Consider the following 11307-nt stretch of genomic DNA (forward strand, 5'->3'; position numbering starts at 1 on the left):
ATAAAACAGTGTTATTGCACCGTGTAGATTGTAAAGCTTTTGTCAAAACAAAGCAGCAAAGGCTTTGATAACGGTGCTTTATTAAGCAAGGAGTACTGGTATGGATTTTCCTGTTTTGCTTATCGTTATTTCCCTTCCGATCATGCTTATTCTAAGCGTCCCAATCGGTGTTGCAATTGGTTTAAGCGTAGCTATTGCAGTTATAGCAGCTGATCTTCCTGTTCAATTTTTGATGCAAAAAATGTTTTTTTCGCTGGATGCTTTCCCCTTGCTCGCCGTACCTTTTTTTATTATGGCGGGCGAGATCATGCAAAAAGGAAGCATGGCGGAATCTTTGCTTAAAGTCTCTCGTTGTCTAATCGGTCATGTCACTGGGGGATTGGCTCATGTTTCTGTGCTCACCTGTATGTTCTACGGTGCGCTTAGCGGCTCAGGGCCGGCAACTGTTGCTGCGGTGGGCGGGGTAATGATTCCTTCTATGGAAAAAGAGGGATTTTCCAAATCGTTTTCAACAGCCACCAATGTTTCCGCAGGGTGTCTTGGGGTTATGATTCCTCCCAGCGTTCCACTTATAATCTATGGCACCACAGCCAACGTTTCTGTGGGCGATTTATTTATTGCCGGTATTGTACCGGGGATATTCATCGGAATAGTGTTAATGATTACCTGCTATTTTCTTTCAAGAATCTATGGGTTTAAAACTAAAAGCGATAAGGCCACCTTTAAAGAAACATTGAGGGCATTTTCGGAGGCGAAGTATGCTCTTTTCGTACCCATTATTGTTCTTGGGGGTATATATGGAGGAATTACCACCCCGACAGAAGCAGGCGCCATCGCGGTTACCTACGCTCTTATCGTAGAAGGCTTGGTTTTAAAAAAGCTGACCGTTCAAAAACTTTGGTTAATCTTGCGCGGCACCACAGTGACAAACGCCACCATTTTTTTGGTGGTTGCAACGGCTTCAGCGCTGGGGCAAATTCTGCTTATTTATAACGTTCCGGACCTTCTCGTAAAGGCCCTTTCAGGAGTGGCAGAAAATAGAGCCCTGTTACTATTTGTGATTATTCTGATGCTGTTGGTGTTGGGTACATTTATGGATGCTTTGGCCAATATCCTTATTCTTACCCCCCTCTTGCAGCCATTGGTAGTCGGCGCCGGCATCGACATGACACATTTCGGAATAATAATGATAGCCACCGTTTCCCTGGGATTTTTAACACCCCCTGTAGGGGTAAACCTTTTTGTAGGTTGCGGTATCAGCGGCATAAGTATCGAAAGCCTCAGTTATGCTGTCCTGCCTTTTCTATTAACCATGACGATAGCAATACTTATATTAGCCTATGTGCCATCAATTGTACTTTGTCTATTATAATCAATAAGTGGAGGCCAATTCCGTGAAAATAACGCTTTCTAAAGATCAAAAAGGATTATTGGGCCTTACGGGACATATTGGCGTAGGTCATGTGCATAGCCATTCAGGTTTTGTCCAAGAAGACGGTGCAGGTTTTGCAGTTGTGAGCAAAATAATAAATGAGGCTGCACCGGTTGACCTGCGTATTGCTCATGTTGAAGTGGTTTCTGAAAATGGTTGCATTACAGTGAAGCTTAAAGGAGGGGGCGCGGGGACAATAAATGCCCGCAGCGGTATCACTCCGGCTGAAGTGGCTCTCATGCAAAACGCAGTTGGAAAAGATGGATTTTGTCCACAAACTTTGGCGACGACTATTTTTGGTCGAATAAATGGCCAGGGAGTTCTGGAAGTTCCAAATGCATTCATAACAGCGACGGCCATTGCAGTGCTAAATACATTCTTACAAAACTACCCAGATCAGTTTTCCATTGTTACGGAAGATACACCGATGAGTGCCGGATGCACCATGGGCACGGTGTTGCAAATAGATGAGATGTCAGTATCCACCATGCTTACAGTCAATGCCGGTGAAGGCGGCATTGGTCCCAACGAGGACACAGAGGGTAATGTGCCTATCGGAAATAAAGGAAAGCTGATGCGAAAACTCGGCATGGATTGTCTGCCAACGATCATTGTTGAAGCTAAAGCTTATGTTCCTTTTTGGAAGGAGTTTATCAAGGAGACAACACTCATTGTTCGTGCTAATGAAATTCATGACAACACTGTGGTTGGGGAATGTATTGTTAAAGCAGCAGAAAATCTGGGGTATCCGGTTTTTCAACCCAAACAGCCCTATCCTCGAAAAATAGGATCCCTTGCCAAAGCGACTCAAGACGTTGCCGGTAGGATTGTTGATTTCGGGAACGGCTTTGCCAAAGCTAAAACCGCTGGGGAGAAAAATTTGATTGCTGCTCAGTTGGCAATGCTTGTAAAGCATGATTTGGGTGGCGTTACCTTTATGAGCGATGAAGTCAATAACGTGGTTGATAACGGCGGACTTCTGCCTGGCACTGCTGCGGTACTTTCATCTGCTGTAACATCATCCTATGCCGCCCATTACCAAATACCAGTGCTATGCGAGCATGACGTCGATATGTATCGGAATACAATTATTGAGGCCTTTAGGCTTTTACGACACAGGTTGGTAGAAGCAAAAGAACAGTTGCAGGAACGGGCAGTTCCTGCTGAGCGGATTAAGTATATGGAGCAAATTGCGCTTAAAAAAAAGAGCCGCCCGTTAAAGAATTAGTTAAAAGAAATAACACCCTCCTTGAAAAGTGTATCGACAATTTTTTCTTGATCTGTATAATCAAAAGGGCAAATCATTTTCGGTCCATCTCGAACCCGTTATTTCATAATTATCAGCATTCACTGATCAGCACCAGTCACCCGTCCATAGCGGTCAGGGCCCCCGTTTAAAATCTTTTTCCAGACTGTCCATAGTTATCAAAAACTCATCACAGAAACAGGGAACATCGGTTGGTATGGATCGCACCATAAGACAAAGACCCTAATTAAATGTATGATTTTATTATTGACACAAATCCGGCGGGAGTTATAATCGCTCCGGTTTTCATCCGGGTTATAGTGATTGTTAAAACAACGTTTCATTTTGTCCTGAAAATTACGATCTAAACGGATGTCGTCAAACGAGGTGGAAAGTTATGGTAAGATCGAGAATGACCGCTGTGCACATGGCCCTGATTTTTCTTGCCGTTTTGATGCTGTGGATTGCTGTACCAGGGTCCGCCGCCGGCAAGGAACTGAAACTGGCCCACTTTATGCCGCCGGTGCATCTTCTGCACCAGAAAGTTTTTACGCCCCTGGCCGAGGATCTGGCTAAAGCCAGCGGTGGAGATCTTACAATTAAAATTTTTCCGTCCGAGGCCCTGGGCAAAGGTCCTGTTCAGCAGTATAAACGGGCCGTCGAAGGGGTTGCCGACATCACCTTTTGCATCCTGAGTTATACCGCCAGCCTGTTTCCGCGGACGCTGATGCTCGCCCAGCCCGGGTTAGCCGGCAGCGCCGAAGAAGCGACGCGCAAGCTGTGGGATGTTTATGACGCCCATCTTAAAAATGAATACCGAGAGATCAAGTTGCTGGGGATATGGGTCATGTCGCCGACGATCCTTATCACCAGAACCCGGGCCGTCGCCACCGTTGCCGACATGAAGGGGATGAAAGTCCGCATCGGTTCTCCGGATGAATCACATTTCATGCAGGCCTGCGGCGCTGTACCGGTGGCCATGCCCGTAACCGAAGCCTATAATGCCCTCAACACCGGGATCGTGGATGCCGTTCTGATTCAGCCCAGCGCGCTCTACAAACCATGGAACCTGGCCGAAGCGGCCCAATATGTCACCGTCAATCTGCCCAGCCCGACTTCCATTGTTTTTCTGGCGATGAACCCCAAAAGCTGGAATGAGCTGCCGGCTAAAGACCAGGCGGTTCTGGACAAACTCACCGGACGCGAATTCAGCATCAAGGCCAGCCTTATCTGGAGCGCTTTGGATGTCGAAGCCCTTGAGAAAGCCAAAACAGATTCTAAATTAGGATATATCAGCCCCACAGAATCACAACGGGCCGGTTTCGAAGCGGCGGCCAAGGAAGTTGTCGAAAAAGAATTGATCCGGCTTGAAAAAGAGGGGATCGCCGCCAGAGAAATATTTAAGGCCATCAGCAAATAAAAATTTCAGAAATATATTAACAAAATTATAGTAATAACGACATGATGTAGAAATCCCTCCTTACCTCCCTTTGGCAAAGGGAGGAATCATTCCCCTCTTTTGAAAAGAGGGGCAAGGAGCCTGTCCGATAACTCCCTCTCCCATCTTGGGAGAGGGTCGGGGTGAGGGTGTAACTAACCGAATTTATTTCCCCCCTCACCTAACCTCTCCCCACAAGGGGGAGAGGAATTATAGGTTATCGGACAGCCTTCAAGGGGAGATTTTTTAATGAGAGCATGCCCAACTGTAAAACACTTGATAAACCCTTTGTCGAAAAAACATGACAGCGCTTAAGACAGACAGCACGAACCGATGCCTTGACCGGCTGGACCGGATCGTCCGTTCAACGGCCCTTTGGGGCGGCGGCCTGATGCTGGTGGGCCTGATGGGACTGACCGTTGTGGATGTCATCCTGCGCTATCTTTTTAATGCGCCTATTTACGGCGCCCGGGATGTGGCTAAACTGATCCTGCTGGTCATGGTGGCACTTTCCGTTGCATACAGCGCACGCACGGGCGGGCAAATTTCAATAGAGGTGTTCAGCGCCATGATGGGGCCGCGCCTGTTGCGATGGATAGAAGTGCTTGTCCGTTTCGTCGCAACCGCCATGCTGCTGGTCTTGACATGGCGTCTGTGGCACAGCGGTCAAAACGCCGGAAGATTCGGCGAAGCGTCTCTGGCCCTGCAGATACCCTTTAAACCTTTTTATTTTATTTTAGCTGTGGGCATGCTTCTTTACGCGGCGGTGTTGATTGCGGAGATTCCGCTGTATTGGCGCAACCGCACAACCAACATTATGCCCCCCTCAATTTAAGGCCACCCCGCAATGTCCCCTGCAATGATCGGAATTATCGGCCTGATGGCATTTTTCGCATTGCTGGTTGTGCGCATGCCGGTTGCCATGGCGATGCTGGTGACCGGGTTTGTGGGAATTGCCGCGATAAACGGACTGCCGGCCGCCTATGCCACGCTGAGTGCCGAGTCGTTTGAAATTTCATCATATCTGGAACTCAGCGTTGTTCCGCTGTTCGTATTTATGGGAAATCTGGCGGGTCTGTCCGGCATGAGCGCCGATCTTTATAATGCCGCCTACGCCTGGGCCGGGCACCGCCGGGGCGGACTGGCCGCAGCCACCATCATCGGGTGTGCGGGATTTGCCGCGCTGAGCGGGTCGTCCTTTGCCTCGGCCGTGACCATGGGGCGGGTCGCATTGCCGGAGATGAAGCGGTATAAATACGCCGACAGCCTGGCCGCCGGAAGCGTCGCCGCCGGCGGCACCCTGGGGATCCTGATCCCGCCGTCCTCGGGCTTTGTGATTTACGCCATCCTGACCGAACAATCCATTGCCAAACTCTTCATCGCCGGCGTGTTTCCGGGTATATTGCTGACGATTCTGTTTTTAGCAACGATATCGATCGCAACCCGCATCCGGCCAGAGCTGGGACCGGCCGGTCCCCGGGTGAGCCTGGGCGAGAAGCTGGCAACGCTGCGGCGGGCCGGTACCATCGTCCTGATCGTCCTGGTGACCATCGGCGGGATTTACGGGGGCGTCATGACGCCGGTAGAAGCATCGGGGGTGGGCGCTTTTCTCACGCTGATGGTTGCGCTGGTCCGCCGTTCGCTGCATATGGAAAGTTTTAAAATCGTTATTTTGCAGACGCTGCGGACAACGGCCCTTACGTTCATGATTCTGATCGGGGCGCATGTGTTTATCCCCTTTATGGCGCTTTCCCGAATTCCCGACAACCTCGTGACATATCTGACCCACCTGGATTTTGGTCCTGCAGGCATTCTCATGATTGTGCTGGCCACCTACATCATACTGGGGATGTTTCTGGAAGGGATCGCCATGCTGGTCCTGACGCTGCCGGTGGTATTTCCGGTGATGCTGGAGCTGGGATACAGCCCGATCTGGTTCGGGGTCATGGTGGTGATCGTACTGGAAATGGGCCTGATCAGTCCGCCGGTGGGGGTGAATGTGTTCGTGGTTAAAGGGGTTGCGCCGGATGTCTCCCTGAATACCATTTTCAGAGGGATCTGGCCGTTCTGGCTGGCCATGCTGGTTTGCCTGCTCATCCTGGTTGCGTTTCCGCAGATCGCCCTTTTTTTGCCGGACAGGATGTTTTAATTATTAACCAGGCAATTAAATATGTCATTCCGGCCCCCCGTTTTCGAGACTGTGTCGTAATTATAAAAGCCAGCGTTCCAAGATTTTTCGTCATTCCGGGCTTGACCCGGAATCCAGAATATTTTCAAGTTGATGTTCATCTGGATGCAGGATCAGGTCCGGCATGACGTGGAGAAAAAAAATCCATTTTAACAATTACGACACAGCCTCTTCACGGGGGCAGGCTGCGCGTAGCGGAGAGCCGGAATCCAGAAAGGTTCTTTAGAATACTGGATTCCCGCCGCAGTTTATCCCGCACTTGATGCGGGGCGGTAATGACAAAATGAAATGAAAAGTTTGTATATCTAATTGTCGATTTAATAAAAAAGGCCCAGATGCTTGGGAACCCGGAACCAGTTAGGAAAATGAAAAATAAATTTCTATTAGCCCGAATCACTCTTTTTGAAGGGAAGGTCTAACAATGGGAATAGAATCAAATGGCGCAAAATTTATTGCAGAAACATTCAAGGGTTACGGCGTTACACATGTCTTTCTGGTAATGGCGATTTTAAGAAAGACGATGGTTGAGCTTGAAAAAGTCGGCATAAAAAGAATCCTTACCCATTCGGAGAAGGCGGCTGCTTATATGGCCGACGGTTATGCCAGGATAAGCGGCAAACCAGGGATCTGCATGGCCCAATCCGTGGGCGCCGCCAATCTGGCAGCCGGGCTCCAGGACCCCTATCTTGCCCATTCACCGGTAATTGCCATAACCGGCCGGAAAAAACCCGCTGCCCAATACCGCAATGCCTATCAGGAACTTATCCATGGCCCAATGTATGATTATGTAACCAAATATAATGTGAATGTAGACGTAATCGAGCAGCTTCCATTAATCCTGTGCCAGGCATTCCGTGAAGCAACATCCGGCGTTCCAAGACCCGTCCACCTCGACCTGCTCGGTTTTTCGGGCGAAGTCATTGAAGCCGCACCGATCAGCGACGAACTTGTGGTGGAAAGCCGGTATGCCCGCTATCCTGTCTTTCGGCCGCAGCCTGAAGAAGCGCTGGTAAAAACAGCAGCCGGTCTTCTGCAAAAGGCGCTCCGGCCGGTTGTTGTTGCCGGCGGCGGCGCGGTTTCGTCGGGGGCAGGCCCTGAAATTCTCCAATTGGCCGAACGGCTTTCCATTCCGGTGGCCACGTCCAACGATGCCAAGGGGATTATCCCGGATAACCATCCGCTTTGTGTCGGCGTGGTGGGCTCCTATTCCTGCCTGAGCGCCAATCAGGTCGTCTCGGAAGCCGATCTGGTCTTTTTTATCGGCAGCGGCACCGGCGACCAGGTCACCCACAATTGGACGGTTCCCGGTCCACATATCCCTGTCATCCAGGTCGATATCAACCCGTCTGAGCTGGGCAGGAGCTACCGAAAAACGTTTGGCCTCTATGGCGACGCCAAGGCCACGGTAGCGCGCCTGTTGCCGTTTATCGAAAAACCGAAGGGCGATACGGAATGGAACTCACGGGTTCGACAGATTGTAAAAGACTGGAAGGACATGATCGAACCTTTAAGGAATTCAGATGATGCCCCCATACGTCCCGAGCGCCTCTGCAAAGAAATTACGGAAATTCTGCCGGCCAATGCCGTCCTGGTGGCTGACACGGGTTATTCGGCGGTATGGTCCAGCACCATGATTGCGCTCAGATATCCCGACCAACGTTACATTCGGGCCGCCGGTTCTCTTGGTTGGGCGTTTCCGGCTTCGCTGGGTGTAAAATGTGCCGCGCCGGACAAACCGGTTGTTTGCTTTACCGGCGACGGGGCTTTCTGGTATCATCTTTCCGAACTTGAAACCGCCAAACGGTGGGGCATAAAAACCGTTACCGTCATAAACAACAACAGCGCGTTGGGTCAAAGCATCATCGGCGTAGACCAGGCCTACGGCGACAGTCCGGGCAGGCGTGAAGAGGTCTATGGTTTTGAAGCGGTCAACTTCGCGAAGATCGCGGAAGACATCGGCTGCCTGGGGATACGGGTCGAATCACCGGATGAGATATCATCCGCCCTGAAAGAAGCACTGGCGTCCGACAAGCCGGCTGTTGTCGATGTCGTGACGGACATGAACGCTAAACCCCCGATTCCCTGGTCTCCGCCGCCGAAATGAAGCTCCCCGCAGCCCCGATAAACCGGGATCTTCGACAAGCAGCGGGGTATCAAAGCGGAATGGCGCCGTAGCTTTAACCCGCCTACGCTCAGTTGAGCTTCGGCGCGGTTCACCTCGCCTTTCATCCCTGCCGCAAGCGGCAGAGTATTCAGGCGAAGGCGAATAAATCAGCGTGTTGATGGGGACGTCTCTTTTTTTGAAAGAATTATCCGAATCGGGGAAGAAAGCGGGTGAGAAAGGCGCCGGAGAGTATAAAGCAGCCGACAATGATGATGCCGGCGGCAAAAGCCGCTGCGTCACCGGTTATGCCGATCAGCACGGGGAACAGGCCGCCGCCGATGATGAAGCCAAAGGGTACGGTAAATGAGACGGCCACGTTTTGAATCGCCGCCGGGACGGACCGGGACAAAGCGGCAAAGCCGGCCGGAAAGAAGCAGGACGCCAAAAGCGGCTGCAGTATCACGAAAAAGACAAGCCAGCGGTTTTCCGTTAATCCCAAAGAGATGGTCGCCAGTCCGGTGAGCAGAAAAACCCCGAAGAGCGTCCGTTGGGTGCCGAACCCGTCCGTACTCCAGCCGGCCGCAAAGACGATGCCGGGGCATCCGATTCTGGAAATGGCGATCAGCATATTGGCCCAGTTTCGTTCAAGGTCCTTTTCAACTACAAGATAAAGCGGCAGCATGGTGTAGATGCCGATTGTCCCCCCGATGCCGAGGCCGAACATGAACAGCATGATCCAAAAACCGCGGTTTTTCAGCAAAACCCGGAAGGTTTCCAGTTTGGGCGCTTTTCCAGGAACGTCGCCGCCCTTGCCGTAACGGGCATAGGCTGCCCCCAATAACAGGTATACGACACCCAGCGTGACCAAAACCCCCCGCCAGGAAAACCAGTTCAGCAGCCCCTCTGCGATCAACGGAGCGGTCAGAAAACTTACGGTGGGACCCAATTCATGAATGGCGAGGGCTTTGCCCCAATGGCCGCTGTCGATCTGGGCGGTCAGGGTGGCGATTCCCGATGCCAGGTATAAACCGGCAAAGAGGCCCAGAAAGACGATAACGGCCCAGAAGGTCCACAGGCTGCTGTACCGCGAGGCTGCGATCAGCGTCAGGCCGACGGCAATGATGGAGATAAGGATCGTTTTGCGATGCGTAAAGCGTGAAGAAATGAAGCCGGAAAAGATGAGGCCGGTGAAATACCCCAAAGAAAGCACCAAAAAAAGTGAACCGGCTTCGCCATGGGAGAAATGAAGCTCCTTTTCGACCGTCGGCATCAGCGGCGCCATGATGATTCTGGAAACAAAATTAAGATAAAAGATCGATGCAAGAAAAAAAAGCGTTCCCAGCTGAGAACGAAAAGGCGGCATCTGCGTCTGGCCGGATTCAGCGGTTTGGGTGGGGATCACGGACAATTTTCCTTTTTGATAACAATATAGCGGCTTCCCAATCAACCCAGGCGTTTTCGAAGTGAACGCACCCTCTGGCTTATGGGGCTATGGGAAACAGTTCCTGAAGGGCCGACATGAATCCATCAAGCTGTAGCTCGGGTCGATAGTAAGGACTTTCCCTCAATCGAACCATCCCCAAACGATCAAGGGCTGAAAAAAGTTCCGAGATCAGGCGCGCAGCCTCCAGGACATAAGGATGGTTTCCGAATTGATCTCCCAATTCAAGAACAAATTTTCACTCTTCTTCAGTTGTCGTTGCCAGGATCGTGTATAAATCCAATGCATGGTAGCGGCCGTACTCCTTGTTGATATCGTCAAGCCTGTCCCTGAAAGCAAAGAGCTTCATCATTGAAAACGTGTAGGGATGCGGTAAAAACACCTCGGACTGAAAGGGTTTGCCGGAATGGAGCTTTCCGGTTAGCTTTACAGGCAAAAGACCTTCTTCTAAGGTAGGCGCCTCATCCACCGGGTGTGCATGAAGACCGACGGAAGGCATTGGTCGTGCACGGCGAGCGTCCACCCTGACTTTTGTATCTCGAAAACAGATTTTGGGGCCGGTAAGGATGTCTATCTTGATGCTGCTCATAACAGCGCCTTCCGGGCCGGATTTTACAAATTGATAGTTTTCAGCGCCGGGAACGACCTTATAACCTAGCTTGGCAATTGCTGTTGCCAGAGGTCTCAATTTGGTTGATTCAATCAGCAGTTCCGGACGAAGAAACAAGTCGAGATCATTCGTAGAACATGGTTCCGGCCATTCCTCTAAAAGCGTGCGTTTACCCTGCTGTTGCACAAAGACGGTCTTAAGATAAATGCCGAAGCCTCCGCCGACAATGAGTTTGATGTCCGTATCCTCTATTTCAAGGAGCAGATCCAGTAACGATGTTTGAAGCTCGGGTAGGGTGGTCATGGATGGGCTGCCTATACTTGGTTCATGATGTATGATTCCACCTGTTCAGCGGTTTCTTGGTCACGCTTGTCGCCGGTCATCGATTCCAGGAACACCTGTACGGGAGAGGCCCACCAAAAGTTTCCCTCCTCCCGGCAATCAAAGTAAACCGTTTCATCTTCTGTCTCTAAGAGTTCGATGTTTGGGAAACGATCCGATTGACTGCCTGACAACCGTTCCATCAACACGTCCGGGCGCGGGGAATATATGGACAATAACTCCCCCCGCTGCATTACGGCATACTTGCCAATCGACGACAGCCCTGTGGCTACCCATGGTAGCCCAGCGGCCAGGGCTTCTTTCCCGAAAAGCTCTCTAACGGCGCCGATTTCCTCTGAAATTTTAAGACGAACGCGTTTTTTGATTTTTGGAGGTACATAGTTTTCACTCAATTTTTGTAGAAGTTTGTCTGGTTGCAGTAGACGAATGGTATCTTCACGTTTGATGATCAGGTCCTCTTCAAGCGTTTTCAACGCCTTTGAAACCGTCGAAAGGCTCATGGCTTT

General features: G+C 50.8%; 9 protein-coding genes. 6 read left to right on the plus strand and 3 right to left on the minus strand.

Features of this window, described 5'->3' with window-relative positions:
- Positions 1 to 100: 100 nt before the first annotated feature.
- From P1P89_14420 to P1P89_14445, 6 genes are all read left to right on the plus strand, one after another.
- Complete coding sequence (locus P1P89_14420) at positions 101 to 1372, plus strand: TRAP transporter large permease (GenBank protein ID MDF1592708.1); 1272 nt, start codon at positions 101 to 103, stop codon at positions 1370 to 1372.
- Positions 1373 to 1394: 22 nt separating this feature from the next.
- On the plus strand, positions 1395 to 2660 hold the full coding sequence (locus P1P89_14425; GenBank protein ID MDF1592709.1) for a hypothetical protein: 1266 nt from the start codon (positions 1395 to 1397) through the stop codon (positions 2658 to 2660).
- 415 nt (positions 2661 to 3075) lie between these two features.
- On the plus strand, positions 3076 to 4098 hold the full coding sequence (locus P1P89_14430) for a TRAP transporter substrate-binding protein (protein MDF1592710.1): 1023 nt from the start codon (positions 3076 to 3078) through the stop codon (positions 4096 to 4098).
- 319 nt (positions 4099 to 4417) lie between these two features.
- Positions 4418 to 4951, plus strand: coding sequence for a TRAP transporter small permease (locus P1P89_14435; protein ID MDF1592711.1), 534 nt, complete (start codon positions 4418 to 4420; stop codon positions 4949 to 4951).
- A gap of 12 nt (positions 4952 to 4963) precedes the next feature.
- The gene (locus P1P89_14440) at positions 4964 to 6265 is read left to right on the plus strand and encodes a TRAP transporter large permease (GenBank protein MDF1592712.1); all 1302 of its coding nucleotides are present in this window, start codon (positions 4964 to 4966) and stop codon (positions 6263 to 6265) included.
- 460 nt (positions 6266 to 6725) lie between these two features.
- Positions 6726 to 8408, plus strand: a complete 1683-nt coding sequence (locus P1P89_14445) for a thiamine pyrophosphate-binding protein (protein MDF1592713.1) — start codon at positions 6726 to 6728, stop codon at positions 8406 to 8408.
- 205 nt (positions 8409 to 8613) lie between these two features.
- Here the strand turns inward: P1P89_14445 and P1P89_14450 are convergent, their stop codons facing one another.
- The 3 genes from P1P89_14450 to P1P89_14460 form a co-directional block, all read right to left on the minus strand.
- A complete protein-coding gene (locus P1P89_14450; protein ID MDF1592714.1) occupies positions 8614 to 9810 on the minus strand; it encodes an MFS transporter in 1197 nt (398 codons plus the stop codon).
- 277 nt (positions 9811 to 10087) lie between these two features.
- Positions 10088 to 10762 (minus strand): hypothetical protein, encoded by a 675-nt coding sequence (locus P1P89_14455; protein MDF1592715.1) that lies wholly within the window; start codon positions 10760 to 10762, stop codon positions 10088 to 10090.
- A gap of 11 nt (positions 10763 to 10773) precedes the next feature.
- Positions 10774 to 11307 (minus strand): hypothetical protein (locus P1P89_14460; protein ID MDF1592716.1); only part of this gene is annotated, 534 nt, incomplete at its 5' end.

Source organism: Desulfobacterales bacterium (assembly GCA_029211065.1).
Classification (GTDB): domain Bacteria; phylum Desulfobacterota; class Desulfobacteria; order Desulfobacterales; family JARGFK01; genus JARGFK01.

Coding starts and splice junctions, on each gene's coding strand:
- P1P89_14420 (MDF1592708.1), top strand. CDS start 101: ATGGATTTTCCTGTTTTGCTTATCGTTATTTCCCTTCCGATCATGCTT.
- P1P89_14430 (MDF1592710.1), top strand. CDS start 3,076: ATGGTAAGATCGAGAATGACCGCTGTGCACATGGCCCTGATTTTTCTT.
- P1P89_14435 (MDF1592711.1), top strand. CDS start 4,418: ATGACAGCGCTTAAGACAGACAGCACGAACCGATGCCTTGACCGGCTG.
- P1P89_14440 (MDF1592712.1), top strand. CDS start 4,964: ATGTCCCCTGCAATGATCGGAATTATCGGCCTGATGGCATTTTTCGCA.
- P1P89_14445 (MDF1592713.1), top strand. CDS start 6,726: ATGGGAATAGAATCAAATGGCGCAAAATTTATTGCAGAAACATTCAAG.
- P1P89_14455 (MDF1592715.1), bottom strand. CDS start 10,762: ATGACCACCCTACCCGAGCTTCAAACATCGTTACTGGATCTGCTCCTT.